This window comes from Rhizobium sp. CB3060, from assembly GCF_025200735.1.
Taxonomy (GTDB): Bacteria; Pseudomonadota; Alphaproteobacteria; order Rhizobiales; family Rhizobiaceae; genus Rhizobium.
On record NZ_CP104158.1, the window covers coordinates 1,068,374 to 1,094,475 of the forward strand.

General features: G+C 58.8%; 23 protein-coding genes and 3 tRNA genes. 21 read left to right on the plus strand and 5 right to left on the minus strand.

Going from position 1 to position 26,102, the window contains the following annotated elements:
• Window positions 1–58: 58 nt before the first annotated feature.
• Window positions 59–328 carry a hypothetical protein gene (locus tag N2601_RS05235; protein ID WP_104822766.1) on the plus strand — a complete coding sequence of 90 codons (270 nt, stop codon included), beginning with the start codon at window positions 59–61 and terminating at the stop codon, window positions 326–328.
• A gap of 87 nt (window positions 329–415) precedes the next feature.
• Window positions 416–700 (plus strand): hypothetical protein, encoded by a 285-nt coding sequence (locus tag N2601_RS05240; protein WP_104822767.1) that lies wholly within the window; start codon window positions 416–418, stop codon window positions 698–700.
• A gap of 73 nt (window positions 701–773) precedes the next feature.
• Here N2601_RS05240 and N2601_RS05245 read toward each other — a convergent pair whose 3' ends face one another.
• From N2601_RS05245 to rlmB, 3 genes are all read right to left on the minus strand, one after another.
• Window positions 774–1,568 carry a class I SAM-dependent methyltransferase gene (locus N2601_RS05245; RefSeq protein WP_104822768.1) on the minus strand — a complete coding sequence of 265 codons (795 nt, stop codon included), beginning with the start codon at window positions 1,566–1,568 and terminating at the stop codon, window positions 774–776.
• Window positions 1,569–1,682: 114 nt separating this feature from the next.
• Complete coding sequence (locus tag N2601_RS05250; protein ID WP_104822769.1) at window positions 1,683–2,381, minus strand: AprI/Inh family metalloprotease inhibitor; 699 nt, start codon at window positions 2,379–2,381, stop codon at window positions 1,683–1,685.
• Between the two features lie 39 nt (window positions 2,382–2,420).
• On the minus strand, window positions 2,421–3,329 hold the full coding sequence (rlmB, locus tag N2601_RS05255) for a 23S rRNA (guanosine(2251)-2'-O)-methyltransferase RlmB (RefSeq protein ID WP_104822770.1): 909 nt from the start codon (window positions 3,327–3,329) through the stop codon (window positions 2,421–2,423).
• Between the two features lie 198 nt (window positions 3,330–3,527).
• On the opposite strand from rlmB, the gene N2601_RS05260 reads away from it, so the two are divergent.
• The 4 genes from N2601_RS05260 to N2601_RS05275 all read left to right on the plus strand — a co-directional run bounded on the left by N2601_RS05260 (window position 3,528) and on the right by N2601_RS05275 (window position 5,933).
• Window positions 3,528–3,612, plus strand: a tRNA-Tyr gene (locus tag N2601_RS05260).
• Window positions 3,613–3,636: 24 nt separating this feature from the next.
• Window positions 3,637–3,710: transfer RNA gene (locus N2601_RS05265), tRNA-Gly, on the plus strand.
• Window positions 3,711–4,161: 451 nt separating this feature from the next.
• Window positions 4,162–5,337, plus strand: a complete 1,176-nt coding sequence (gene tuf, locus N2601_RS05270) for an elongation factor Tu (RefSeq protein ID WP_104822771.1) — start codon at window positions 4,162–4,164, stop codon at window positions 5,335–5,337.
• A gap of 77 nt (window positions 5,338–5,414) precedes the next feature.
• Window positions 5,415–5,933 carry an AAA family ATPase gene (locus N2601_RS05275; protein ID WP_104822772.1) on the plus strand — a complete coding sequence of 173 codons (519 nt, stop codon included), beginning with the start codon at window positions 5,415–5,417 and terminating at the stop codon, window positions 5,931–5,933.
• A gap of 31 nt (window positions 5,934–5,964) precedes the next feature.
• On the opposite strand, the gene N2601_RS05280 is transcribed toward N2601_RS05275, so the two are convergent.
• Window positions 5,965–6,468 (minus strand): GrpB family protein, encoded by a 504-nt coding sequence (locus N2601_RS05280; RefSeq protein ID WP_104822773.1) that lies wholly within the window; start codon window positions 6,466–6,468, stop codon window positions 5,965–5,967.
• Window positions 6,469–6,612: 144 nt separating this feature from the next.
• Between N2601_RS05280 and N2601_RS05285 the strand changes: the two genes are divergently transcribed.
• The 12 genes from N2601_RS05285 (at window position 6,613) to rpoC (ending at window position 22,081) form a co-directional block, all read left to right on the plus strand.
• Window positions 6,613–7,506, plus strand: coding sequence for an NAD-dependent epimerase/dehydratase family protein (locus N2601_RS05285; protein WP_104822774.1), 894 nt, complete (start codon window positions 6,613–6,615; stop codon window positions 7,504–7,506).
• Between the two features lie 335 nt (window positions 7,507–7,841).
• Window positions 7,842–8,528: a glycosyltransferase gene (locus N2601_RS05290; RefSeq protein WP_104822775.1), complete on the plus strand. Its 687-nt coding sequence runs from the start codon at window positions 7,842–7,844 to the stop codon at window positions 8,526–8,528.
• Window positions 8,529–8,572: 44 nt separating this feature from the next.
• Window positions 8,573–9,430 (plus strand): 3-deoxy-manno-octulosonate cytidylyltransferase, encoded by an 858-nt coding sequence (locus tag N2601_RS05295; RefSeq protein ID WP_199773568.1) that lies wholly within the window; start codon window positions 8,573–8,575, stop codon window positions 9,428–9,430.
• A 214-nt stretch (window positions 9,431–9,644) separates the two neighbouring features.
• Window positions 9,645–9,720 (plus strand) — tRNA-Trp (locus N2601_RS05300).
• A gap of 197 nt (window positions 9,721–9,917) precedes the next feature.
• Complete coding sequence (gene secE / locus N2601_RS05305) at window positions 9,918–10,118, plus strand: preprotein translocase subunit SecE (RefSeq protein WP_028755225.1); 201 nt, start codon at window positions 9,918–9,920, stop codon at window positions 10,116–10,118.
• Between the two features lie 18 nt (window positions 10,119–10,136).
• Window positions 10,137–10,667 carry a transcription termination/antitermination protein NusG gene (gene nusG / locus N2601_RS05310; protein ID WP_028755226.1) on the plus strand — a complete coding sequence of 177 codons (531 nt, stop codon included), beginning with the start codon at window positions 10,137–10,139 and terminating at the stop codon, window positions 10,665–10,667.
• 178 nt (window positions 10,668–10,845) lie between these two features.
• Entirely contained in the window at window positions 10,846–11,277 is a 432-nt protein-coding gene (gene rplK, locus N2601_RS05315; RefSeq protein WP_104822776.1) for a 50S ribosomal protein L11, read from the plus strand.
• 4 nt (window positions 11,278–11,281) lie between these two features.
• Window positions 11,282–11,980 carry a 50S ribosomal protein L1 gene (gene rplA / locus N2601_RS05320; RefSeq protein ID WP_104822777.1) on the plus strand — a complete coding sequence of 233 codons (699 nt, stop codon included), beginning with the start codon at window positions 11,282–11,284 and terminating at the stop codon, window positions 11,978–11,980.
• A 332-nt stretch (window positions 11,981–12,312) separates the two neighbouring features.
• On the plus strand, window positions 12,313–12,831 hold the full coding sequence (rplJ, locus tag N2601_RS05325) for a 50S ribosomal protein L10 (protein ID WP_104822778.1): 519 nt from the start codon (window positions 12,313–12,315) through the stop codon (window positions 12,829–12,831).
• A 58-nt stretch (window positions 12,832–12,889) separates the two neighbouring features.
• A complete protein-coding gene (gene rplL, locus N2601_RS05330) occupies window positions 12,890–13,273 on the plus strand; it encodes a 50S ribosomal protein L7/L12 (RefSeq protein WP_104822779.1) in 384 nt (127 codons plus the stop codon).
• A 263-nt stretch (window positions 13,274–13,536) separates the two neighbouring features.
• Complete coding sequence (gene rpoB / locus N2601_RS05335) at window positions 13,537–17,679, plus strand: DNA-directed RNA polymerase subunit beta (RefSeq protein WP_104822780.1); 4,143 nt, start codon at window positions 13,537–13,539, stop codon at window positions 17,677–17,679.
• Between the two features lie 190 nt (window positions 17,680–17,869).
• A complete protein-coding gene (rpoC, locus tag N2601_RS05340; RefSeq protein WP_104822781.1) occupies window positions 17,870–22,081 on the plus strand; it encodes a DNA-directed RNA polymerase subunit beta' in 4,212 nt (1,403 codons plus the stop codon).
• Window positions 22,082–22,187: 106 nt separating this feature from the next.
• Here the strand turns inward: rpoC and N2601_RS05345 are convergent, their stop codons facing one another.
• On the minus strand, window positions 22,188–22,481 hold the full coding sequence (locus N2601_RS05345; protein ID WP_104822782.1) for a transcriptional regulator: 294 nt from the start codon (window positions 22,479–22,481) through the stop codon (window positions 22,188–22,190).
• Between the two features lie 507 nt (window positions 22,482–22,988).
• Between N2601_RS05345 and rpsL the strand changes: the two genes are divergently transcribed.
• From rpsL to fusA, 3 genes are all read left to right on the plus strand, one after another.
• On the plus strand, window positions 22,989–23,360 hold the full coding sequence (gene rpsL / locus N2601_RS05350; protein ID WP_003507760.1) for a 30S ribosomal protein S12: 372 nt from the start codon (window positions 22,989–22,991) through the stop codon (window positions 23,358–23,360).
• A 77-nt stretch (window positions 23,361–23,437) separates the two neighbouring features.
• Window positions 23,438–23,908: a 30S ribosomal protein S7 gene (gene rpsG / locus N2601_RS05355; RefSeq protein WP_028755233.1), complete on the plus strand. Its 471-nt coding sequence runs from the start codon at window positions 23,438–23,440 to the stop codon at window positions 23,906–23,908.
• A gap of 30 nt (window positions 23,909–23,938) precedes the next feature.
• A complete protein-coding gene (gene fusA, locus N2601_RS05360) occupies window positions 23,939–26,038 on the plus strand; it encodes an elongation factor G (RefSeq protein WP_104822783.1) in 2,100 nt (699 codons plus the stop codon).
• Window positions 26,039–26,102 lie beyond the last annotated feature (64 nt).

A 26,102-nucleotide genomic window follows, 5' to 3' on the forward strand; every position in this document is an offset into this window, starting at 1 on the left:
GAAATGGTCGTAACGATCACTAAGTTACGATTCTCGTCATTGCTGCATGTGGGAAGATATGACCGTTAAGCCCAAGAAGCCCAAACTCGAACACTCCGAACTATCCGGTGAATTTACCGAGGATGGCGTGACCGTGCTCGTCGATATCTTTCGCCCGGCAGGCACCCAGCAAGACTGGCGGATGGAGGTCATCACGCCGGAGGAGGATCTTATCGAATGGGAAGAGCCCTTCGCGACTGACCGCGAGGCCTTCGATGAGTTCCTGGCGACGATCGCGCGCGATGGTATCAGGACTTTCTTCGACGAATCGGATCCTGCGATTCACTAGGCTGCGCCGGCGCGCTTCGGCCTCGCGCATTTACAACGTCTGAAATAGGCATACACTTTCCCATCCACGGCGGGCGAGGGAACGTCCATGCGCGAGGTTTTGAAGCTTATTGTCCTGGGATTGCCGTTTGCTGTGATGGCAGATGCGCCGGCGTTGGCCGGACAGGATTGCTACTGCAAAAACGTAGACGGAAAGCAGCATGCGATCGGCGAAGTCGCCTGCATGACCGTGAACGGCAAGAGCTATCTCGCGCAATGCGAGATGAACCTGAATGTCACCTCATGGCTGAAGCTGCAGGATGGATGCCCGATCACGGAGCGGTCGCCCACGCTGCAATCGGCCTGGCGTCCGCAGCCGATTGCAGTTCGCTGATCCGTTTTTCTGTCCCTTTGTTTTTGCCGCAATTCCGGACGAAAAACCGCTGCGCACTTTTCCTCGAATTACTCTAGTGGCAGCGGTATGCGCGCTCCGAAATGGCGCTCATGCCGGAGCGGGTCATGAGTTCGTAGAGTATGCGCCGGCCGAATGGATTGTGCAGGCGGACGGCGTCGGACCCAAGAAAATGCGTTTCCGCCAGTTCGAAGGCTCTGAGATGGGGCGCGCGCAGAATAGCCGCACGGTAGAAATCGTGGAATTCACGCCGGCAGACATAGGTCTTGTATTTCGTCATGCAGAAAGCCGAGAAGATCTCATCATTGTCGCGGAGGAAATCCGCGACGCCGACGGTGACTTCCGGCCAAGCAGGATTGAACGTGTCGTCGAAGACGATGACGCCATGGTCGGCGATCGTCTCCTTCGCCAGGTGGATGTCGGCTTTCAGGTTCGACAAGGTGTGTCCGCCATCGATGCTGAAGAAGCGCACCTTGCCGACCTTGCTCGCTACGTCTTTCGGCGACAGCTCCGCGCTATCGCCGACGAACAGCAGGTCCTCGTCGACAGGCAGGCCGAGCCGCTCGCCATTCTCGATAAATGTTCGGTATTGCTTGGAAACGCCATTCGACATCTCTCCGATGTCGAAGAGATCGATGCCAAGCACACGATCTTCCGGCGATGTGATCTTTTTCAGGAGAAAATAAGAACGACCGAAATAGACCCCGATTTCAGCAATTCCGCCGCCCAATCCATGTCCCCTCTGGCGTTCCAGAATAGAAAGGTAAACAAGGGCATCCGGCGGGTCGATATATCCTTCTACACTTCGCAATTCGTGGAAGATGAATTTGCGGATATTCGATAAGATCATGCGCCCTGTACCTATATTTCCCAATATGTGACAATAAGGGCCGGGTTCGGACCGGCCCAAGCTAACATAGTCACATTTCTCGGACGTCAAGCCATAGGCGGGATATCGGCTCCTTTAGCCGCCCTGTTTGCGGACAAGCACCATCGGCTGTCCCTCTTCCTCTTCGGATTTCTGAAAGCTGCCGTCCGGCCGCATATCGAAGGAGAGCGAAGAGCCGTCAGTGCCCATCATCACCAGGCCAAAACCCTCCACGACCCAGAGGGAAAGCTTGAGGTCAGCAACGTCGGCCGGGCAGTCGCCGCCCGGTGACATTTTCGGCGTGCCATCCTCGTCGGTATCGCTGGACAGCGTGATGTTGCAGATGAGTTTGCCGTTGGGCTGCTCGACTTGCCAGGTGCCGGCGAGGCTTGCGACGGTTGGAACATGATCGACGTCTCCGAGCGCCGGCAGCAGCCACGTCGGATCGCCTTCTTCGCTTTCCCAGGGCGACCCCTCTTCTTCCTGGAAACGGGCCACCACCTTCTGCGTCGCGTCCATAAGGGCGAGCGAGCCGTCCTCGCTGAAATTCCAGGCGGCCGCCTTGGCGTAGGCGGGCAGGGCGGTCGCGCAGGCATCCGCGCCGCTAACAGCGTAGCCGCCGGTCACCGGACTGGTTTCGAAGGTGAGGCGGCAGCCCTTTGCGCCACCTTCCGGCGCCAGCAGCCATGTGCCCGCCTGCGACTTGATGAGTTCCTCGTCGGCGGCACTAGCCGGTTGCCCGGCGGCGAGAATGAAGGCGGCAGAAGCCGCCGCGAGACAAAAAGTGCGGATCAAGGCAGTTCCCCCCAAATCTGCTGCGGCACCCCCGTGCCGCTAGATTTTCAGATAAGACCGCGCTGCGTAGAGAGCGATCGCGGCCGCGTTCGAGACGTTGAGTGATTTGATCGCGCCCGGCATGTCGAGCCGCGCCAGCGCGTTCACCGTTTCCCGTGTCTTCTGGCGCAGCCCCTTGCCCTCGGAGCCAAGAACGAGGGCGACCTTCTCGCCCGAAAACGTGCCTTCGAGCGGCGCCGGCCCTTCCGAATCAAGACCGATGGTGACGAAGCCGAGGCGGTGCAGCTCGCCGAGCGCGTCGGCGAGATTGGTGATCTGTATATAGGGTATCAGCTCCAGCGCACCGGAGGCGGATTTGGCGAGCACGCCCGATTCGGTCGGGCTATGACGCTGTGTGGTGATGACGGCGCCGGCGTCGAAGGCGACGGCTGAGCGCATGATTGCGCCGACATTGTGCGGATCGGTCACCTGATCGAGAACCAGCAGCAGCGGGCTGTCCTTCAGGGCCTCCAGCCGGCGCACGGGCAGGGGACGCGTCTCCAGCATGACGCCCTGATGGATCGCTTCCGGACCCAGCACTTTGTCAATATCCTGCGGCGAGACCATCTCGACGGGAATGCCGAGTTCGGCCGCCGGTCCGATTTCCAGCCGCACCAACGCATTCTGCGTCGCTGACAGCTTGATGTTCTTCCGCTCGGGATTGGCAAGGGCTGCGCGCACCGTATGCAGGCCATATAGATAGACCTGGTCTGGAGCGAGTGCCGGCGGCTTCCAATCATCCGCGCCGGCCCGCTTGCGCTTCTGTGGCGGCGGCGTCGGGATTTCGCCGCGCTCGCGCTTGGCGTCGCGATGCGCGCGCCGCAAGGTGGCGTAATGCGTGTCTTTGGCCGACTTATCGCCGACGGTGTTGTCAGGGCCGGAACGGCCGGATGTTCTGTCTTTGCTCATGCGGCTTTATAGCGAGAGCGCCCTTGAGCGCATAGTCCTCTTTCGTCAGTGGGCTTTTGCAGCAAGTTGAAATTTTTTCGTCATTTTTGCCCGGACCTCATGTTGACAGAAGGAAACGGTCCGGTCATATACGCGGCGCAGATCGCGGCGGCGACGTCCGGTCTAGCAAGCTTGGTCGCAAGATCCAGTCGGAAAACTGGAGGGATGCCCGAGTGGTTAAAGGGGACGGACTGTAAATCCGTTGGCTCAGCCTACGTTGGTTCAAATCCAACTCCCTCCACCATTCCGCACAGGATCTTGGCCACCCGCGGGTATAGCTCAATGGTAGAGCAGCAGCCTTCCAAGCTGAATACGCGGGTTCGATTCCCGCTACCCGCTCCAAGATTTTCAGTCCTTCATCTCCGTCAGGCAGGTCTTGCGACAGACCTGCTGCCCTGAATCCCAGCTTTCCTCTCCGCCATATTCGATTCACATCCTCCGCGTGAGGAATGGCTTATATTCTGGCGGGCGATACATACCTATTCGCGAACCTCTGCAAGATCGGTCTCTGCAGACCTAGTCAATTCCGAGAAGCGGCTTCGGACACCTGGATTATTTCCTCAGCGTGCCTATCTAAGCGTCTGAACCGGCAAATGCTTTTACATCTTTCCGGATCGGCCGGCGAAACCTGCGGGGCGAATCAAAGCCGACGGCGCGCATTGTCCGTCATCGGCTACACTTCGCCAAGAATAGGGCCTGCAATTAAGTCTTGCGCAAATGCGACGAAAGCCTTAAACGGCGGCACTAAACCGGTTCGCCGGGGCCACCATTTACGTTCACAGGAAGCATTCAAATGGCAAAGAGTAAGTTTGAGCGCAATAAGCCGCACGTTAACATCGGCACGATCGGCCACGTTGACCACGGCAAGACGTCTCTGACGGCAGCGATCACGAAGTTCTTCGGTGAGTTCAAGGCGTATGACCAGATCGACGCGGCACCGGAAGAAAAGGCGCGTGGTATCACGATCTCGACGGCACACGTTGAATATGAGACGGCTGCTCGTCACTATGCGCACGTCGACTGCCCCGGCCACGCTGACTATGTGAAGAACATGATCACGGGTGCTGCGCAGATGGACGGCGCGATCCTGGTTTGCTCGGCTGCCGACGGCCCGATGCCGCAGACGCGCGAGCACATCCTGCTCGCCCGCCAGGTTGGCGTTCCGGCGATCGTAGTGTTCCTGAACAAGGTCGACCAGGTTGACGACGCCGAGCTTCTGGAGCTTGTTGAGCTTGAAGTTCGTGAACTGCTGTCGTCCTACGACTTCCCGGGCGACGACATTCCGGTTGTCAAGGGTTCGGCGCTTGCTGCTCTGGAAGACAGCAACAAGGAAATCGGCGAAAACGCGATCCGCGAGCTGATGGCCCAGGTTGACGCCTACATCCCGACGCCAGAGCGTCCGATCGACCAGCCGTTCCTGATGCCGATCGAAGACGTGTTCTCGATCTCCGGCCGTGGTACGGTTGTGACGGGCCGCGTCGAGCGTGGTATCGTCAAGGTTGGTGAAGAAGTCGAAATCGTCGGCATTCGTCCGACGTCGAAGACGACGGTTACCGGCGTTGAAATGTTCCGCAAGCTGCTCGACCAGGGCCAGGCCGGCGACAACATCGGCGCGCTGGTCCGCGGTGTGAACCGTGACGGCGTCGAGCGTGGCCAGATCCTGTGCAAGCCGGGTTCTGTGAAGCCGCACAAGAAGTTCATGGCCGAAGCCTACATCCTGACGAAGGAAGAGGGTGGCCGTCATACGCCGTTCTTCACGAACTACCGTCCGCAGTTCTACTTCCGCACGACGGACGTGACGGGCATCGTGACGCTTCCGGAAGGCACGGAAATGGTTATGCCAGGCGACAACGTCACGGTTGCCGTTGAGCTGATCGTTCCGATCGCGATGGAAGAAAAGCTGCGCTTCGCTATCCGCGAAGGCGGCCGCACCGTCGGCGCCGGCATCGTCGCCTCCATCGTCGAGTAATCCCCGGATTATTCGTGGTTACGAAGGCCCCGCTGGAAACAGCGGGGCCTTTCGCATTTCGGCATGGAGGAGACTGAGTGGATCTGATCATTCTGACAGGCGCATCCGGCTCTGGAAAAACGGCAATCGCCGACGCCATCGCCGAGAGATGTCCGGACGAGTTCGCGATCTATCGGTTCGATAGCATCGGCGTGCCGACGGTGGATACGATGATCAGGGATCACGGTTCGCCGGAGGCCTGGCAGCGGGACAAGACCATCGAATGGATGGCGCGTCTTGCAAAAGTTGCGCAGAGTGGAAAGTCGGTCCTGTTCGAAGGGCAGATGCGGATTTCCTTCATCGCTGAAGCGGCCGCGGCGGCAAATGTCGATAGCTACAGGCTGCTGTTGGTCGATTGCAACGACACAACGAGGGCGCGGCGCTTGACGGTCGGAAGACGCCAGCCGGAGCTCGCGGATCAAAATATGATGGATTGGGCGGCCTATCTGCGCGGGGAGGCCGTTCAGCACGGTTGCGAGATCTTCGATACCAGCGAGCTTTCGCTCGATCAATGCGTTGCGCATGTGCTGGAGCATTTGCGAGAGCAGTCGAGGTGAAGCAATCCATCGACAGTCCCCGGCTGGTGACTTAGCTCCGCTCGGCTAGGGCGCAGCGCAGGACATCGGCAACGAAATCGCTTTTGCCGCCGGTATAGTGATCCCAATTGCCGTTCGCTTCGATGACCAGTCGTCGCTTCAATGCTGCATAATCCCTGGCCGCTTCTGGATGGGCACGAAGATAGTCGCGAAAGAGGATGCGGTCGCGGTGAGCGGGATTGTCGAGGAGGCATAGATAAAGACGAGTTCCGTAAGGTGTTTCGTCTTTGGTGAATATCCATCTGTCCGCGCCATACGGATCGCCATGGAAGGTATAACCGGCCTCCATCAAGCGTTCGGTCGCGAAGAGCCTGTCATCAGCCGTCGTCAGCACTGCGTCGATATCGAGCTTAGGCTTGGCACAGAGCCCGAGGATGGATGTACTGCCTATATGATGGATATCGGCGGGACGGCACAAGAAGGCGGCGATGGCCGTACGGCGGCGCAGGAAGAGAGTGGGCCAGCCCGGATCGTAGTCAACGAGCCTGATCGGCATGGCGCTCTTCAACCTTTCTTTGACGCCCCTGTCTCCAGCAGATCATTCATTTGTGACCGACTGAGGCAATCCGTCCCTGTCGACCGCCTTGCGGAACTGAGGAAAGGGTCTATCTATCGCTCGATTTTACCAGGAGGAGATTGCATGAAAAAGCGCATATTGTTCACGGGTGGCAGCGGCAAGGCCGGGCGTCATACCGTTCCCTGGCTGATCAATGCCGGCTATGAGGTCCACAATGTCGATCTGGTGCCGCTGGACAGCCCCGGCGTCACCAATTTGGTGGCCGATGTCACTGATGCGGGACAAGTCTACAACGTGCTGACCATGCATCGGGATTTCCCGGATCTCGATCAGGGGAAGGGCGTGCAGCCTTACGACGCCGTCGTGCATTTCGCTGCCATTCCGCGCATCCTGATCAAGCCTGATAACGAGACCTTCCGCATCAATACGATGAGCACCTACAATGTCATCGAAGCGGCGGCAAAGCTCGGCGTCAAGAAGATCATTGTCGCCTCCAGCGAAACGACTTATGGCGTTTGCTTTGCCGAGGGCCATCGCGATTTTCATCAGTTTCCGCTGGAGGAAGATTACGATGTCAATCCCATGGATTCCTACGGCCTCTCCAAGGTCCTGAACGAGAAGACGGCGCGCGCCTTCGCCGAGCGTTTCGGCATCGACGTCTATGCGCTGCGCATCGGCAACGTCATCGAGCCTTACGAATATGAGCGCTTCCCGGAATATTTCGCTGACACCGACATCCGTAAGCGCATAGCCTGGAGCTATATCGATGCCCGCGATCTCGGCCAGATCGTCCATCTCTGCATCGAAAAAGGCGGTCTCGGTTTTCAGGTCTTCAACGCGGCCAACGACACGGTATCGGCCAACACGCCGTCCCGGGAACTTGCCGCCAAATACTACCCGAACGTGCCCTTCACCCGCGAGATCGGCGAGTATGAAGGCCTGCTCTCCAACCGGAAGATTCGCGAAGTCCTGGGCTTCAAGGAAGAGCATAACTGGCGCCGTTATGTGAAGGTTTGAGGCTGCGCTGCCAAAAGAACTGAAAGCTGGGCGCCGTCGCGACGCCCGGCCGAAACCCTGCCAAGAGCAGGGATGCCTCTCCATTTGTTACGGAAGAAAACCAAAAATGCTTCCGCAAACACTCGACAAATATCTGGGTTGAAGTAAGTAGGCTTGCGTTTCGCGAGGCGTATCATGGAAATTGCAGTCGCTTTCCACGATACAGTCGGGATTCATTTTGGAATGAGCATCATATCGCCTACGAGCCGGCGGGATGTTCGGCAGCGTAATTTGCGTTGCAATAGAAAGCTATTCAACCGGCTGATCTCTTGAGGGTCAGCCGCTTCGGAGGGACTATGAACGACGGTGTTGCACGTATTTTTGTCGGCTTCGATTCCAAGGAAGTCGTCGCCTATCACGTTCTCGCACAAAGCATAATCGAGCGCTCTTCGATCCCGGTGGTGTTTTCGCCGATCGTTCTCAGCAATCTCGACGGCGTTTTCACGCGCGAGCGCAATCCGCTGCAATCGACCGAATTTTCCTTCTCCCGCTTTCTGGTTCCCTACCTCAGCGATTACGAGGGCTGGAGCATCTTCATGGATTGCGACATGCTCGCCCGCGCCGATATTGCCGAGCTCTGGAAGCTGCGCGACGACCGTTATGCCGCAATGTGCGTCAAGCACGACTACCAGCCGAAGATCGAGACGAAATTCCTCGGCCAGACCCAGACCAAATATGAAAAGAAGAATTGGTCGAGCATGATCCTCTTCAACAATGCCAAATGCCGGGCATTGACGAAGGATTACGTCAATACCGCCACGGGCCTGCAGCTTCACCAGTTTAAGTGGCTGGAGAGCGACGATCAGATCGGGGAGATCCCCGTGACCTGGAATTACCTCGTCAATGAATATGACTACCGGCCGGATGCGCAACTCGTGCATTTCACCGATGGCGGCCCGTATTTCGACGAATATCGCAACGACGACTACGCCGAGGAATGGTTCGCCATGCGTGATCGCATGCTGCACGTCCAGCAGAAGTGACGGGGCTGGATCAGAGCGTGACTTCCGAAACAGGAACCGGCAAGATTGGCTTTCCGGCTGCAGGGGCCGCCGCAGGTTTGACGACCGCCGAAGAATGGCGGTCCATACTGGCGGCCTTCTCCCATATCGTTCTTGTCGCAAACAGCGATGCGGTCGATATCGCCAGCCTTCAGGCGCAGTTTCCGTCCACAGCGCTCTTCATCTTCTTCAATAAGGTCTACAAGGTCCTGGATCGTCCGTTCCACGGCCATTCGCTACTGATTTCGCGCGGACAGCCGCGCGGCGCCAACATCGTCTATCGGGGCGAGGTGGGCGATGTCGTCAAGTTCTTCCCGAAGGACTATTTCCTCGGGATCATGAACATCCGCCTCGGGCCCGAGGAAAAACTGAATCCGGCCGCCGATTTCCAGGGCGCGCCGACCGGCCATCTCGATCTCGTCGGCTTCTGCGGCGATTTCTACACGGAGGCCAAGACGCCGACCAGCGGCTTTGCCATGGCGCTTTGGCTGAGCGACTTGAAATTGCCCGGCGCCATCGTGCTTGCCGGCTTCTCGGCCAAGCGCAGCGAAAAATGGAGGGTGGTGTCGGTTCACGACTGGACCTTCGAGCAGACTTTCCTGCGCCTCTTCGCCCGCTTGGGGAAGATCACCATCCATGGCGGGGTATCGCTAAATCCCTACATCAGGCTCGCCGAGCGCTTCTCTGAGGTTCCCCCGGCCGAAATCGCGCTGGCTGCGGCAGAGGTACTCTCCGAGCGGCTCGGCAATGCTGACGCCGAAGTGGACAAGCTGATCTCCTTGACCAATGTGATTCGCTCGACAGACAATTTCCTGCGTCGTCTCAAACCGAAATTCCTCAAACGGAAGCCCAAGGGAACGCCGGGGGAGCCGAAGGAAGGCTGAGAAGCGCCGGCGCGATGCATTCGGGAGGCGCTGCGAAGCCCGCAATCCCTGTGGTCGGCGGTCTCGTCAATTGCCCGGGGCGCTCGAAGCTGCGGACTCTCTTGGGAAAAAACAAAAAACGCACTTGCCAATCGTTTCGTCCCGTCTTAAAGGAGCGCCATGTTTTCGGAAGGCGCTGGCAGGCAACCGCACGGCGCGGATGATCGAAGCATAAAGGGGTATAGCTCAGTTGGTAGAGCGGCGGTCTCCAAAACCGCAGGTCGTAGGTTCGAGCCCTGCTGCCCCTGCCATTTTCCTTGATTTGACTGGCGCGTCGGTTTCGCTGCTTCTTGGGTTAGGGATTATGCCGGAATGGCAGGCAAATTTTCGAAGGCACCGAATTCCCTCTTGTTAAATTGGGAATCGATGTTTATGTAGGGTTCAACAGACACGCGGTGCGTGGGGCTGATATGTTCAGCTTTACGCGCCGTAATTGCGTGGGCAGTCAATGGCATCCAAAACGAATCCACTTGCGTTTCTGCAGCAGGTCCGCTCCGAGACGTCGAAAATCACTTGGCCGTCCCGCCGCGAGACGATGATCTCGACGGTGATGGTGCTTGTCATGGTCATTTTCGCTTCGTTGTTTTTCTTTGCTGCTGACCAGCTCATAGGCTGGATTCTCGGCTACGTGCTGAATACCGGCAATTGATATCGGGTGGAGATGAACATGGCGGCACGTTGGTACATCGTCCACGCTTATTCTAATTTCGAAAAGAAGGTGGCTGAATCCATCGAGGAGAAGGCCAAGCAGAAGGGTCTCGATCATCTGTTCGAGAAGATCCTTGTGCCGACCGAGAAGGTGGTTGAAGTGCGCCGCGGCCGTAAGGTTGACAGCGAGCGCAAGTTCTTCCCGGGTTACGTGCTGGTGCGCGCCAATCTGACGGATGAAGCCTATCACCTGATCAAGAATACGCCGAAGGTCACTGGCTTTCTCGGCTCCGACAATAAGCCCGTTCCGATTCCGGATTATGAAGCCGAGCGCATTCTCGGTCAGGTCCAGGAAGGTGTCGAGCGGCCGAAGGCTTCTGTATCCTTCGAGATTGGTGAGCAGGTCCGCGTTTCCGACGGCCCGTTCGCATCGTTCAACGGCACGGTTCAGGATGTGGACGAGGAGCGTTCGCGCCTGAAGGTGGAAGTGTCGATCTTCGGCCGCGCTACGCCGGTCGAGCTGGAATACAGTCAGGTCGAGAAGGTCTGATCTTCGTTTGAGTTTGGATGCAAGCAAGTGTTTGCTTGCATCTCGCGGCCATGCCGCAATCCGCGTGGAAGGGCAGGGGTCTTAGCCGGACCTTTTGATCCGCACCACGCAACCGCAGCCGCCGGAGCGATCTGGCATAGTAGACTGGGCAACCGGTCGTGTAGAAAGGCAGAGAGAAATGGCTAAGAAAGTTGCAGGCCAGCTCAAGCTGCAGGTTAAGGCCGGCTCGGCGAATCCGTCGCCGCCGATCGGTCCTGCGCTTGGTCAGCGTGGCATTAACATCATGGAATTCTGCAAGGCGTTCAATGCCGCCACGCAGGAAATGGAAAAGGGTATGCCGATCCCGGTCGTCATCACCTACTACCAGGACAAGTCCTTCACCTTCGCAATGAAGCAGCCGCCGGTCAGCTACTTCCTCAAGAAGGAAGCGAAGATCCAGTCCGGCTCGAAGACCCCGGGCAAGGGTGCCAAGGCTGGCACGCTCACCAAGGCTCAGGTCAAGTCGATTGCCGAAGCCAAGATGAAGGATCTGAACGCCGCCGATATCGAAGGCGCAATGGCCATGATCGAGGGCTCCGCCCGCGCCATGGGCCTGGAAGTGGTAGGTTAAGACCATGGTTGCAAAGCGTATTCAGAAGATCCGCGAAGGCGTTGATCCCACCAAGCTCTATGCTCTGACCCAGGCTATCGGCATGGTCAAGGAGCGGGCCGTCGCCAAGTTCGACGAAACCGTCGAAATCGCCATGAACCTCGGCGTTGACCCGCGTCACGCTGACCAGATGGTCCGCGGCGTCGTCAATCTGCCGAACGGCACCGGCCGTACGGTTCGCGTTGCCGTTTTCGCTCGTGGCGCCAAGGCTGACGAAGCCAAGGCTGCCGGTGCTGACGTCGTTGGCGCGGAAGACCTGGTTGAAATCGTTCAGGGCGGCAAGATCGACTTCGATCGTTGCATCGCTACCCCGGACATGATGCCGCTCGTCGGCCGTCTCGGTAAGGTTCTCGGCCCGCGCGGCATGATGCCGAACCCGAAGGTCGGCACCGTCACCATGGACGTCAAGGGTGCTGTCGAAGCCTCCAAGGGCGGCGCAGTCGAGTTCCGCGTCGAGAAGGCTGGTATCGTCCATGCCGGTATCGGCAAGGCCTCCTTCGATGCCAAGGCTCTGGAAGAAAACATCCGCGCCTTCGCTGACGCCGTCATCAAGGCGAAGCCGGCCGGTGCAAAGGGCAACTACGTCAAGCGCGTAGCCATCTCTTCGACCATGGGCCCGGGCGTCAAGATCGAGCCGTCGACGGTTACGGCGCCGAGCGCCTAATGGTTCTGTCGGGCCTGCTGCCCGGCATTTAAGAATTCCTGGCCCTTCGGGGCCAGGATACCGGAGAAATCCGGAATTCCTGTCCGAGATTGCAGGTGGTTGAGACCTTAATCACTTTGCCTGCATGAGACGGGTAAGACCCGAATTTTGAAGAAGTTCTGCTTCGATAAACTCGGTTCGAGCCTTGGATGCCTTGTGCCTTGGAGCCTTAGGGCTCGAGCGCGAGGGGACAGGATCCTCAAGCGTCGCTTGGGATCTCTTAGCTGATCCCAGGAGGCAAAAGGCAACCCGGCAGGTCCGTTTATCGCGGTCCTGTCAACTGGAGAAAAGCAGTGGAAAGAGCGGAAAAACGCGAATTCGTCACGGAACTGAACGAAGTCTTCAAGGCTTCGGGCTCGGTTGTCGTGGCCCACTATGCTGGTGCCACAGTCGCACAGATGAACGATTTTCGTTCCAAGATGCGCGCTGCTGGCGGCACCGTCAAAGTCGCGAAGAACCGCCTGGCCAAGATTGCTCTTCAGGGCACGGATGCGGAAGGGATTTCCAATCTCTTCACCGGGCAGACGCTGATCGCATACAGCACTGATCCGATTACCGCTCCGAAGGTCGTCGTGGATTTCGCCAAGACCAACGATAAGATCGTTGTTCTGGGCGGCGCCATGGGAACAACCACGCTCAACCCCGAAGGTGTTAAGTCGCTCGCGACCCTGCCTTCGCTGGACGAGCTGCGTGCGAAGCTGCTGGGCATGATCCAGACGCCGGCTACCCGCATCGCAGGTGTGGTTGCAGCACCGGCAAGCCAGCTTGCTCGCGTGTTCTCGGCCTACGCCAAGAAGGACGAAGCCGCGTAAGGCGGTTTTTCGCTGTTCATAATCAACCAGTTCGAACCGAACAAAAGGAACTACAAAAATGGCTGATCTCGCAAAGATCGTTGAAGACCTCTCCTCGCTGACCGTTCTCGAAGCCGCAGAACTGTCCAAGCTTCTCGAAGAAAAGTGGGGCGTTTCCGCCGCTGCTCCGGTAGCTGTTGCTGCCGTTGCCGGTGGTGCTGGCGGCGCTGCTGCTGCTGTTGAAGAAGAAAAGACCGAGTTCGACGTCATCCTCGCGGATGCCGGCGCGAACAAGATCAACGTCATCAAGGAAGTCCGCGCCATCACCGGTCTCGGCCTCAAGGAAGCCAAGGACCTCGTTGAGGCTGCTCCGAAGGCTGTCAAGGAAGGCGTTTCCAAGGCTGAAGCCGCTGACATCAAGAAGAAGCTCGAAGACGCTGGCGCAAAGGCCGACGTCAAGTAAGCTTGAAACTGCTTTGGGAGGTGGCATTTTGCCGCCTCCCATTTGCCGTTTTTCTGAACAAATTACCCAAAAGCCGCGGCTAAAACGGCTTTTGGGTAATGGGTTCTTCAAGAGGATGGTCTGAGACTGAACCGCGACGCAATCCGTGCCGAGCGGTTTTCGGTCAGTTAGACGAGATTGAACTACTCATTGATTGATGGGATCGCCTGGCCAGCGGTTCCCATCCGTTGCAGGCCCGGGTGCAGGATTTTAAAGGAGCGACGATGGCTCAGACCCTTTCGTTCAACGGTCGCAGGCGCGTACGCAAGTTTTTTGGTAAGATTCCGGAAGTCGCAGAGATGCCGAACCTCATCGAGGTTCAGAAGGCGTCCTACGATCAGTTCCTCATGGTCGAAGAGCCCAAGGGCGGCCGCCCTGACGAGGGTCTCCAGGCCGTTTTCAAGTCGGTTTTCCCGATCACCGATTTCTCCGGCGCTTCCATGCTGGAGTTCGTGTCCTATGAATTCGAACCGCCGAAGTTCGACGTCGACGAGTGCCGCCAGCGCGACCTGACCTATGCCGCGCCGCTGAAGGTCACTCTCCGTCTGATCGTGTTCGATATCGATGAGGACACCGGCGCGAAGTCCATCAAGGACATCAAGGAACAGAGCGTTTACATGGGCGACATGCCGCTCATGACGAACAACGGTACCTTCATCGTGAACGGCACCGAACGCGTTATCGTGTCCCAGATGCACCGTTCGCCGGGTGTCTTCTTCGACCACGACAAGGGCAAGAGCCACTCCTCCGGCAAGCTGCTCTTCGCTGCTCGCGTCATTCCGTATCGCGGCTCCTGGCTCGACATCGAATTCGACGCCAAGGACATCGTCTACGCCCGTATCGACCGCCGCCGCAAGATTCCGGTGACGTCGCTTCTGATGGCGCTCGGCATGGACGGCGAAGAAATCCTGTCGACGTTCTACACGAAATCGCTCTACCAGCGCGACGGCCAGGGCTGGCGCATTCCCTTCAAGGCGGAAACGCTGAAGGGCGCCAAGACCGTTTCCGACATGATCGACGCCGATACCGGCGAAGTCGTTGTCGAAGGCGGCAAGAAGCTGACCCCGCGCCTGCTGCGCCAGTTGCAGGAAAAGGGCCTCAAGGCTTTGAAGGCCACCGACGAAGAGCTGTACGGCCTCTTCCTGGCGGAAGACATCGTCAACTTCCAGACCGGTGAGATCTATCTCGAAGCCGGCGACGAAATCGACGAAAAGACACTGCCGATCATCCTCAAGGCCGGTTTCGACGAAATCCCGGTTCTCGGCATCGACCATATCAATGTCGGCGCCTACATCCGCAACACGCTGTCCGCCGACAAGAACGAGAACCGTCAGGACGCTCTGTTCGACATCTACCGCGTCATGCGTCCGGGTGAACCGCCGACCATGGAATCGGCCGAAGCCATGTTCAACTCGCTGTTCTTCGATGCGGAGCGCTACGATCTCTCCGCTGTCGGCCGCGTGAAGATGAACATGCGTCTCGACCTTGACGTCGAAGACACCGTTCGCATCCTGCGCAAGGACGACATCCTGGCCGTGGTCAAGATGCTGGTCGAACTGCGCGACGGCAAGGGCGAAATCGACGACATCGACAACCTCGGCAACCGCCGCGTTCGCTCGGTCGGCGAGCTGATGGAAAACCAGTACCGTCTCGGCCTGCTGCGCATGGAGCGCGCGATCAAGGAACGCATGTCCTCGATCGAAATCGACACGGTCATGCCGCAGGATCTGATCAACGCGAAGCCGGCCGCTGCCGCCGTTCGCGAATTCTTCGGCTCCTCGCAGCTCTCGCAGTTCATGGACCAGGTGAACCCGCTCTCGGAAATCACCCACAAGCGCCGTCTTTCGGCTCTTGGCCCGGGCGGTCTGACCCGCGAGCGCGCCGGCTTCGAAGTCCGCGACGTGCATCCGACCCACTACGGTCGTATTTGCCCGATCGAAACGCCGGAAGGTCCGAACATCGGTCTCATCAACTCGCTGGCAACCTTTGCCCGCGTCAACAAGTACGGCTTTATCGAAAGCCCCTACCGCCGCATCATCGACGGTAAGGTGACCAACGACGTGCTCTACCTCTCCGCCATGGAAGAGGCGAAGTACTACGTTGCTCAGGCCAACGCCGAACTCGACGCCGACGGCTCCTTCATTGAGGAATTCGTTGTTTGCCGTCATGCTGGCGAAGTTATGCTCGCTCCGCGCGACAACATCAACCTGATGGACGTCTCGCCGAAGCAGCTTGTTTCGGTCGCTGCCGCTCTGATCCCGTTCCTGGAAAACGACGACGCCAACCGCGCTCTCATGGGCTCGAACATGCAGCGTCAGGCCGTGCCGCTTCTGCGCGCCGAAGCCCCGTTCGTCGGCACTGGCATGGAGCCGGTTGTCGCCCGTGACTCAGGCGCTGCTATCGGTGCCCGCCGCGGCGGCGTGGTTGACCAGGTCGACGCAACGCGTATCGTTATCCGCGCTACCGAAGACCTCGATCCGTCGAAGTCCGGCGTCGATATCTACCGCCTGATGAAGTTCCAGCGTTCGAACCAGAACACCTGCGTCAACCAGCGTCCGCTGGTCACCGTTGGTGACGTGGTCAACAAGGGCGACATCCTGGCAGACGGTCCGTCGACCGACCTCGGCGATCTGGCGCTCGGCCGTAACGTGCTCGTCGCGTTCATGCCGTGGAACGGCTACAACTACGAAGACTCGATCCTGCTCTCCGAGCGTATCGTTGCCGACGACGTGTTCACCTCCATTCACATCGAAGAATTCGAAGTGATGGCGCGCGACACCAAGCTCGGTCCGGAAGAAATCACCCGCGATATTCCGAACGTTTCGGAAGAAGCGCTGAAGAACCTGGACGAAGCCGGCATCGTTTACATCGGCGCTGAAGTTCAGCCGGGCGATATCCTCGTCGGCAAGATCACGCCGAAGGGCGAAAGCCCGATGACGCCGGAAGAAAAGCTTCTGCGCGCCATCTTCGGTGAAAAGGCGTCCGACGTTCGCGACACCTCCATGCGCATGCCGCCCGGCACCTACGGTACGGTCGTCGAAGTTCGCGTCTTCAACCGCCACGGCGTTGAGAAGGACGAACGCGCAATGGCGATCGAGCGCGAAGAGATCGAACGCCTCGCGAAGGACCGCGACGACGAGCAGGCGATCCTCGACCGTAACGTCTACGGCCGCCTGATCGAAATGCTCCGTGGCCAGGTAGCGCTTGCCGGTCCGAAGAGCTTCAAGAAGGGCACGGAACTGTCCAACGCCGTCGTCTCCGAATATCCGCGCTCGCAGTGGTGGATGTTCGCCGTCGAGGACGAAAAGGTTCAGGGCGAGCTCGAAGCTTTGCGTGGCCAGTACGACGAATCCAAGTCGCGCCTCGAACAGCGCTTCATGGACAAGGTCGAGAAGGTCCAGCGCGGCGATGAAATGCCTCCGGGCGTCATGAAGATGGTCAAGGTCTTCGTCGCTGTGAAGCGCAAGATCCAGCCGGGTGACAAGATGGCCGGCCGTCATGGCAACAAGGGTGTCGTATCGCGCATCGTGCCGGTCGAAGACATGCCGTTCCTCGAAGACGGCACGCATGTCGACATCGTGCTCAATCCGCTCGGCGTGCCGTCGCGCATGAACGTCGGTCAGATCCTTGAGACGCACCTCGGCTGGGCTTGCGCCGGCATGGGTCGTCAGATCGGCGAGCTGATCGAAGCGTATAAGGCAAGCGGCAACATCGAGCCTCTGCGCCAGACGATCGACATGGTCGTCGGCGACGGTCCGAAGAGCGACGACGTTCACGAGTATGACGACGCGTCGGTTCTGCGTCTGGCCGATCAGTGGAAGCGTGGCGTGTCCATTGCGACCCCGGTCTTCGACGGCGCCGGCGAAGTCGATGTTAACGAGATGCTCGCAATGGCAGGTCTGAAGCAGACCGGTCAGTCGACGCTCTATGATGGTCGTACCGGCGAACAGTTCGACCGCCAGGTCACGGTTGGCTACATCTACATGCTGAAGCTGAACCACCTGGTCGACGACAAGATCCACGCCCGCTCGATTGGCCCGTACTCGCTCGTCACCCAGCAGCCGCTGGGCGGTAAGGCGCAGTTCGGCGGTCAGCGCTTCGGCGAAATGGAAGTCTGGGCGCTCGAAGCTTACGGTGCAGCCTACACGCTGCAGGAAATGCTCACGGTCAAGTCGGACGACGTGGCCGGCCGCACCAAGGTCTACGAAGCCATCGTCCGTGGCGACGACACCTTCGAAGCGGGCATTCCGGAGAGCTTCAACGTTCTCGTCAAGGAAATGCGGTCGCTGGGCCTCAGCGTCGAATTGGAAAACTCCAAGGTCGACGATCTGCAGGCAGCGGGCCAGCTTCCGGACGCAGCCGAGTAATAGCCGATAGGGTGCGCGCTGTCCGTCAGCGCGCACCGTTCCCGCCGGTGCCCGAATTCGTGTGGCGCTAGGCAGGGACGATTTCGCCGCATTCTGCGGTTATTGTCGTTTTAAGGCGTCAGTCCGGTTCCCGGGAATTTGCCGGCACTGATCGCAATTCGAGGGCGTTTCGCCCCTAAAGGAGACAGGCATGAACCAAGAGGTCATGAATCTTTTCAATCCGCAGGTGCCTGCACAGAATTTCGATTCCATCCGGATTTCGATCGCATCGCCGGAGAAGATTCTTTCCTGGTCTTATGGTGAGATCAAGAAGCCGGAGACGATCAACTATCGTACGTTCAAGCCGGAACGCGATGGTCTGTTCTGCGCGCGAATCTTCGGGCCGATCAAGGATTACGAATGCCTGTGCGGCAAGTACAAGCGCATGAAGTACAAGGGCATCATCTGCGAAAAGTGCGGCGTCGAAGTAACGCTGTCGCGCGTTCGCCGTGAGCGCATGGGCCATATCGAGCTCGCCGCTCCCGTTGCCCACATCTGGTTCCTGAAGTCGCTGCCGAGCCGCATTTCCACGCTGCTCGACATGACGCTGAAGGATGTCGAGCGCGTTCTCTACTTCGAAAACTACATCGTCACCGAGCCGGGCCTGACCGCGCTCAAGGAGCATCAGCTCCTGACGGAAGAAGAGTACATGCTCGCCGTCGACGAATATGGCGAAGACCAGTTCACCGCCATGATCGGCGCTGAAGCGATCTACGAGATGCTGGCCAGCATGAATCTCGAAAAGATCGCCGGCGACCTGCGCTCTGAGCTTGCCGACACCACGTCGGATCTCAAGCAGAAGAAGCTGATGAAGCGCCTGAAGATCGTCGAGAACTTCATGGAATCCGGCAACCGTCCGGAATGGATGATCATGAAGGTCGTCCCGGTCATCCCGCCGGATCTGCGTCCGCTGGTGCCGCTCGACGGCGGCCGTTTCGCAACGTCGGATCTGAACGATCTGTACCGCCGCGTCATCAACCGTAACAATCGTCTGAAGCGCCTGATCGAACTGCGCGCTCCGGGCATCATCATCCGCAACGAAAAGCGCATGCTGCAGGAATCTGTCGATGCGCTGTTCGACAACGGCCGTCGCGGTCGCGTCATCACCGGCGCCAACAAGCGTCCGCTGAAGTCGCTGTCCGACATGCTGAAGGGCAAGCAGGGCCGCTTCCGTCAGAACCTCCTCGGCAAGCGCGTCGACTATTCCGGCCGTTCGGTCATCGTGACCGGTCCGGAGCTGAAGCTGCATCAGTGCGGCCTGCCGAAGAAGATGGCGCTCGAACTGTTCAAGCCGTTCATCTACGCCCGTCTCGACGCGAAGGGTTATTCCTCGACCGTCAAGCAGGCCAAGAAGCTGGTTGAAAAGGAAAAGCCGGAAGTTTGGGATATCCTCGACGAGGTCATCCGCGAGCATCCGGTTCTCCTGAACCGCGCGCCGACGCTGCACCGCCTGGGCATCCAGGCCTTCGAACCCATGCTGGTTGAAGGCAAGGCGATCCAGTTGCACCCGCTCGTCTGCACGGCCTTCAACGCCGACTTCGACGGTGACCAGATGGCCGTTCACGTGCCGCTGTCGCTCGAAGCACAGCTCGAAGCCCGCGTGCTGATGATGTCGACCAACAACATCCTGCATCCGGCAAACGGCGCGCCGATCATCGTTCCGTCGCAGGACATGGTTCTCGGTCTCTATTATCTCTCGATCCTGAACCAGAACGAGCCGGGCGAAGGCATGGCCTTCTCCGATCTCGGCGAGCTGCATCACGCTCTGGAAAACAAGGTCGTGACGCTGCACTCGAAGATCCGCGGCCGCTTCAAGTCGATCGACGAAGAGGGCAAGCCCTATTCGAAGATCTATGAAACGACCCCTGGCCGCCTGCTGATCGGCGAACTGCTGCCAAAGCACGGCAAGGTGACCTTCGACATCTGCAACCAGGAAATGACCAAGAAGAACATCTCCAAGATGATCGACACGGTCTACCGTCACTGCGGCCAGAAGGACACGGTCATTTTCTGCGACCGCATCATGCAGCTCGGCTTTGCGCATGCCTGCCGCGCTGGCATTTCGTTCGGCAAGGACGACATGGTCATCCCGAACACCAAGGCGAAGATCGTCGGCGATACCGAAGCGCTCGTGAAGGAATACGAGCAGCAGTACAATGACGGTCTGATCACCCAGGGCGAAAAGTACAACAAGGTTGTCGACGCCTGGGGCAAGGCCACGGAAAAGGTCGCCGAAGAAATGATGGCCCGCATTAAGGCCGTCGAATTCGACGAGAAGACCGGTCGTCAGAAGCCGATGAACTCGATCTACATGATGAGCCATTCAGGCGCCCGCGGTTCTCCGAACCAGATGCGTCAGTTGGGCGGCATGCGCGGCCTCATGGCCAAGCCGTCGGGCGAAATCATCGAGACGCCGATCATCTCGAACTTCAAGGAAGGCCTGACCGTGAACGAGTACTTCAACTCGACGCACGGCGCCCGTAAGGGTCTGGCAGACACCGCCTTGAAGACCGCGAACTCCGGCTACCTGACCCGCCGTCTCGTCGACGTCGCGCAGGATTGCATCGTGACGCACGTCGATTGCGGCACCGAAACTGGCCTCACCATGACTGCCATCGTCGATGCCGGTCAGGTCGTTGCCTCGCTCGGCGCCCGCATCCTCGGCCGTACGGCGCTGGATGATATCGATCATCCGGTCACGGGTGAGCGCATCGTCGACGCCGGCAAGATGATCCTCGAGCCGGATGTCATCGAGATCGAAAAGGCTGGTATCCAGTCGATCCGCATCCGTTCGGCGCTGACCTGCGAAATCCAGACGGGGGTCTGCTCTGTCTGCTACGGCCGCGACCTTGCTCGCGGTACGCCGGTCAACATCGGTGAAGCTGTCGGCGTTATCGCCGCTCAGTCGATCGGTGAGCCGGGCACGCAGCTCACCATGCGTACCTTCCACTTGGGCGGCACGGCTACCGTGGTCGACCAGTCGTTCCTGGAAGCCTCGTATGAAGGCACGGTTCAGATCAAGAACCGCAACATGCTGCGCAACTCCGAAGGCAACCTGGTTGCCATGGGCCGCAACATGACGGTTCAGATCTTGGATGAACGCGGCGTTGAACGCTCTTCGCAGCGCGTTGCCTACGGCTCCAAGCTCTATGTCGACGACGGCGACAAGGTGAAGCGCGGTCAGCGTCTCGCAGAATGGGATCCGTATACCCGTCCGATGATGACGGAAGTGGCCGGTACGGTTCACTTCGAAGATGTCGTCGACGGCCTCTCGGTTCTCGAAGCGACCGACGAGTCGACCGGCATCACCAAGCGTCAGGTTATCGACTGGCGTTCGACACCGCGCGGTTCGGATCTGAAGCCGGCGATCGTCGTCAAGGACGCCAGCGGCAATGTCGCCAAGCTGTCGCGTGGCGGTGAAGCCCGCTTCCTGCTCTCGGTTGACGCGATCCTGTCCGTCGAGCCGGGCACGAAGGTGTCGCAGGGCGACGTTCTTGCTCGTTCGCCGCTGGAAAGCGCCAAGACCAAGGACATCACCGGTGGTCTGCCGCGCGTTGCCGAACTGTTCGAAGCCCGTCGTCCGAAGGACCACGCCATCATCGCAGAGATCGATGGTACGATCCGCCTCGGCCGCGACTACAAGAACAAGCGTCGTGTCATCATCGAGCCGGCAGAAGACGGTGTCGAGCCGGTCGAATACCTGATCCCGAAGGGCAAGCCCTTCCACCTTCAGGAAGGCGACTATATCGAAAAGGGTGACTACATCCTCGACGGTAACCCGGCTCCGCACGATATCCTGGCGATCAAGGGCGTGGAGGCTCTGGCTTCCTACCTCGTCAACGAAATCCAGGAAGTCTACCGCCTCCAGGGCGTTGTCATTAACGACAAGCACATCGAAGTGATTGTCCGTCAGATGCTGCAGAAGGTGGAAATCACCGACGCAGGCGACAGCCAGTACATCGTCGGCGACAATGTCGACCGTATCGAACTGGAAGACGCCAACGACCGCCTGATCGAAGAAGGCAAGAAGCCCGCTTACGGCGATCCGGTTCTGCTCGGCATCACCAAGGCGTCGCTGCAGACGCCGTCCTTCATCTCCGCCGCATCCTTCCAGGAAACGACGAAGGTGCTGACGGAAGCTGCGATCGCTGGCAAGACCGATGGTCTGCAGGGCCTGAAGGAAAACGTCATCGTCGGCCGTCTCATCCCGGCCGGTACCGGTGGCACCATGACGCAGATCCGCCGCATCGCGACGGCTCGCGACGAGCTGATCCTGGAAGAGCGCCGCAAGGGCACGGGTGCCGCCGTCGCCACGCCGATGCTGCAGGACATGGCCAACGAGAACGCCCCGGCCGCTGAATAAGCGGCTGGAGTTCGAACAAAATCAAAACCGCCCGGAGCGATCCGGGCGGTTTCTTTTTGCATCTATGTTGTGAAGAGCCGGCGAGGGCGGGACAGCAGGGTCCCGTCTAGCGGAAGCGGATGATCGCCACTTCCCCTTCCAGTGCTCCCTGATAGGCCGAGGCATGAGGCTCCTCATCCGGCACGTCGGTCAGCATGCCGATCTGATCGAGATCAGCCTCGATGAAGCCTTCCTCCGCAAGGGCGTTCAGCGCTTCGCGCACGGCGGTGTCGTCATCCGGCGCCTTCAGCATGACATGCAGATCGACACCTTCGCCGCCGTCGGTTTCATATCCCTTGCCGATGATGATGAAGACCATGGGGCCGTCGAAATTGTTGTCGTTGTCTGGCGCAGTGATCATAAGTCTTCCTTCGGTGGTATCGATTCGGCCGAGCGATTCTCTGAGTTGCTCTTTGCCGTCCGGTGAAATTGTCTTTCTGTGATTCCTTATAGGGATTTTAACGAAATACCCAAGTCCATCTTGCGGAAGCGATGCCATTTCGTCATCTGAGGCGTCAAATGGCTGGTTTGGCCCGTCTTTTCAGGGTTTGTGACAAAGATAATTCTTAACCGGCCTTGACGAACCTGCGGGAAACCAGTAGTACCGCCGCCATCAGGACCCATGTGAGGCATGGCTGTTCGGAGCGACGCGCTCTGGAGTTCACCTCAAACAAGGTTCTAAACGCACGTTGAAGACACGAATGCTGCACGCAAGACGCAATTCAATGCGTCCTCTGCTTTTTTGTGGTCCATCTGCGAAAGCGGATCGGGCCACGTTTTGCGCATTGAGGCGAACGTGTGTCGTTGCCGGAGACGGCGAGAGTTAAGCCCGCAAGGGTGTCGAGACAGATTTACAAGGGATGGTTGAATGCCTACCGTAAACCAGCTAATCCGCAAGCCTCGCCAGGCGCAGGTAAAGCGTAATAAGGTTCCCGCTCTTCAGGAGAACCCGCAGAAGCGTGGTGTTTGCACCCGCGTCTACACGACGACGCCGAAGAAGCCGAACTCGGCTCTGCGTAAGGTCGCAAAGATCCGCCTGACCAACGGCTTCGAAGTCATTGGTTACATCCCGGGTGAAGGTCACAACCTTCAGGAGCACTCTGTCGTCATGATCCGTGGCGGCCGCGTGAAGGACCTTCCGGGTGTTCGCTACCACATCATCCGCGGCGTTCTCGATACCCAGGGTGTCAAGAACCGCAAGCAGCGCCGTTCCAAGTACGGTGCAAAGCGTCCGAAGTAATTCGGTTTCAGATAATCCGGCGCTGCGCGAGGTTCTCCGCGTTGTAAAGCGCCGCTAACAGTTGAGAGACGAGAAGTATGTCCCGACGTCACAGAGCAGAAAAGCGCGAGATCAATCCGGACCCGAAGTTCGGAGATCTGGTCGTCACGAAGTTCATGAATGCCATCATGCTGGACGGCAAGAAGTCCGTAGCTGAAAACATCGTATACGGCGCATTCGACGCCGTGCAGGGCAAGGCAAAGCAGGAGCCGCTCGGCGTGTTCCATCAGGCTTTGGATAACATCGCTCCGCACGTTGAAGTCCGTTCGCGCCGCGTTGGTGGTGCTACGTATCAGGTTCCGGTCGATGTTCGTCCCGAGCGTCGTCAGGCTCTTGCCATTCGCTGGCTGATCGCTGCTGCCCGTAAGCGCAACGAAACCACCATGGTCGACCGTCTCTGCGGCGAACTTCTTGATGCCTCCAATAACCGCGGCTCTGCCGTCAAGAAGCGCGAAGACACGCACAAGATGGCTGATGCCAACCGTGCGTTCTCGCATTATCGCTGGTAATCCCGAACGGTTTCCGAAAGGCAGTCCACTATGGCTCGCGAATATAAAATCGAAGACTACCGCAATTTCGGTATCATGGCGCACATCGACGCCGGCAAGACCACGACCACCGAGCGTATTCTTTACTACACCGGCAAGTCGCACAAGATCGGCGAAGTTCACGACGGCGCAGCCACCATGGACTGGATGGAGCAGGAGCAGGAGCGTGGCATCACGATCACCTCTGCTGCCACCACGACCTTCTGGAAGGGCCGTGACGGCAAGATGCGCCGCTTCAACATCATCGACACCCCTGGCCACGTCGACTTCACCATCGAAGTCGAGCGTTCGCTGCGCGTTCTCGACGGCGCCATCGCGCTGCTCGACGCTAACGCAGGTGTTGAGCCGCAGACGGAAACCGTCTGGCGTCAGGCTGAGAAGTATCATGTTCCGCGCATGATCTTCTGCAACAAGATGGACAAGACCGGTGCTGACTTCTATCGCTCGGTCGAGATGATCAAGTCCCGCCTCGGCGCGACCGCTGTCGTCATGCAGCTCCCGATCGGCGCTGAAAGCGACTTCAAGGGCGTTATCGACCTGATCGAGATGAACGCCCTCATCTGGCGCGACGAGTCGCTCGGCGCACAGTGGGACGTTGTCGAAATCCCGGAAGACATGAAGGCCAAGGCTGAAGAATATCGCGAAAAGCTGATCGAGACGGTTGTCGAGATCGACGAAGCTGCGACCGAAGCCTACCTCGAAGGCAATCTGCCGGACAACGACCAGATCCGTGCGCTCGTCCGTCGCGGCACGATCGACGTCAAGTTCCATCCGATGTTCTGCGGCACCGCCTTCAAGAACAAGGGCGTTCAGCCGTTGCTCGACGCCGTCGTCGATTACCTGCCGTCTCCGATCGACATTCCGGCGATCAAGGGCATTGATGTCAAGACGGAAGCTGAAATCCACCGTCATGCTGACGACGCTGAGCCGCTGTCCATGCTGGCGTTCAAGATCATGAACGACCCCTTCGTCGGTTCGCTGACCTTCGCCCGCATCTACTCCGGCAAGCTCGAAAAGGGCGCGTCGGTCATGAACACGGTCAAGGATAAGCGCGAGCGCGTCGGCCGCATGCTGCAGATGCACTCCAACTCGCGTGAAGACATCGAAGAAGCCTTCGCTGGCGATATCGTTGCTCTGGCCGGCCTCAAGGAAACCACCACTGGCGATACGCTCTGCGATCCGCTGAAGCCGGTTATCCTCGAGCGCATGGAATTCCCGGAGCCCGTCATCCAGATCGCGATCGAGCCGAAGACCAAGGGCGACCAGGAAAAGATGGGCCTCGCGCTCAACCGCCTGGCTGCCGAAGATCCGTCCTTCCGTGTGAAGACCGACCAGGAATCGGGCCAGACGATCATTGCCGGCATGGGTGAACTTCACCTCGACATCATCGTCGACCGCATGCGTCGTGAATTCAAGGTTGAAGCCACCGTCGGCGCGCCGCAGGTTGCTTACCGCGAAACCATCACGCGTCAGACCGAAAAAGACTACACCCACAAGAAGCAGTCGGGTGGTACCGGTCAGTTCGCTCGCGTGAAGATCGTGTTCGAACCGAACCCGGAAGGCGACGATTTCAAGTTCGAGTCCAAGATCGTCGGTGGTGCTGTTCCGAAGGAATACATCCCGGGCGTCCAGAAGGGCATCGAAAGCGTCCTGTCTTCGGGTCCGCTGGCTGGCTTCCCGATGCTCGGCGTCAAGGCGACGCTCATCGACGGTGCCTTCCACGACGTCGACTCGTCGGTTCTAGCCTTCGAAATCGCTGCACGTGCCTGCTTCCGTGAAGCAGCTCGCGAAGCTGGCGCCCAGCTCCTCGAGCCGATGATGAAGGTCGAAGTCGTGACGCCGGAAGATTACGTCGGCGACGTCATCGGCGACCTGAACTCGCGTCGTGGCCAGATCCAGGGTCAGGAAAGCCGCGGTATCGCCGTTGTCATCAACGCGAACGTCCCGCTGGCAAACATGTTCAAGTACGTCGACAACCTGCGCTCGATGTCTCAGGGCCGTGCGCAGTACACCATGACCTTCGATCATTATTCGCCGGTCCCGTCGAACGTCGCACAGGAAATCCAGGCAAAGTATTCCGGTCAGAAGTGACCGGAATACCAATTGACCGATAACAAGAATTGATCCCCTCGGGGACAGGAAAAACGGAGAGCCG

Coding starts and splice junctions, on each gene's coding strand:
- N2601_RS05235 (WP_104822766.1), top strand. CDS start 59: ATGACCGTTAAGCCCAAGAAGCCCAAACTCGAACACTCCGAACTATCC.
- N2601_RS05240 (WP_104822767.1), top strand. CDS start 416: ATGCGCGAGGTTTTGAAGCTTATTGTCCTGGGATTGCCGTTTGCTGTG.
- N2601_RS05245 (WP_104822768.1), bottom strand. CDS start 1,568: ATGATCTTATCGAATATCCGCAAATTCATCTTCCACGAATTGCGAAGT.
- rlmB (WP_104822770.1), bottom strand. CDS start 3,329: ATGAGCAAAGACAGAACATCCGGCCGTTCCGGCCCTGACAACACCGTC.
- tuf (WP_104822771.1), top strand. CDS start 4,162: ATGGCAAAGAGTAAGTTTGAGCGCAATAAGCCGCACGTTAACATCGGC.
- N2601_RS05280 (WP_104822773.1), bottom strand. CDS start 6,468: ATGCCGATCAGGCTCGTTGACTACGATCCGGGCTGGCCCACTCTCTTC.
- N2601_RS05285 (WP_104822774.1), top strand. CDS start 6,613: ATGAAAAAGCGCATATTGTTCACGGGTGGCAGCGGCAAGGCCGGGCGT.
- N2601_RS05290 (WP_104822775.1), top strand. CDS start 7,842: ATGAACGACGGTGTTGCACGTATTTTTGTCGGCTTCGATTCCAAGGAA.
- secE (WP_028755225.1), top strand. CDS start 9,918: ATGGCATCCAAAACGAATCCACTTGCGTTTCTGCAGCAGGTCCGCTCC.
- nusG (WP_028755226.1), top strand. CDS start 10,137: ATGGCGGCACGTTGGTACATCGTCCACGCTTATTCTAATTTCGAAAAG.
- rplK (WP_104822776.1), top strand. CDS start 10,846: ATGGCTAAGAAAGTTGCAGGCCAGCTCAAGCTGCAGGTTAAGGCCGGC.
- rplA (WP_104822777.1), top strand. CDS start 11,282: ATGGTTGCAAAGCGTATTCAGAAGATCCGCGAAGGCGTTGATCCCACC.
- rplL (WP_104822779.1), top strand. CDS start 12,890: ATGGCTGATCTCGCAAAGATCGTTGAAGACCTCTCCTCGCTGACCGTT.
- rpoB (WP_104822780.1), top strand. CDS start 13,537: ATGGCTCAGACCCTTTCGTTCAACGGTCGCAGGCGCGTACGCAAGTTT.
- rpoC (WP_104822781.1), top strand. CDS start 17,870: ATGAACCAAGAGGTCATGAATCTTTTCAATCCGCAGGTGCCTGCACAG.
- N2601_RS05345 (WP_104822782.1), bottom strand. CDS start 22,481: ATGATCACTGCGCCAGACAACGACAACAATTTCGACGGCCCCATGGTC.
- rpsL (WP_003507760.1), top strand. CDS start 22,989: ATGCCTACCGTAAACCAGCTAATCCGCAAGCCTCGCCAGGCGCAGGTA.
- rpsG (WP_028755233.1), top strand. CDS start 23,438: ATGTCCCGACGTCACAGAGCAGAAAAGCGCGAGATCAATCCGGACCCG.
- fusA (WP_104822783.1), top strand. CDS start 23,939: ATGGCTCGCGAATATAAAATCGAAGACTACCGCAATTTCGGTATCATG.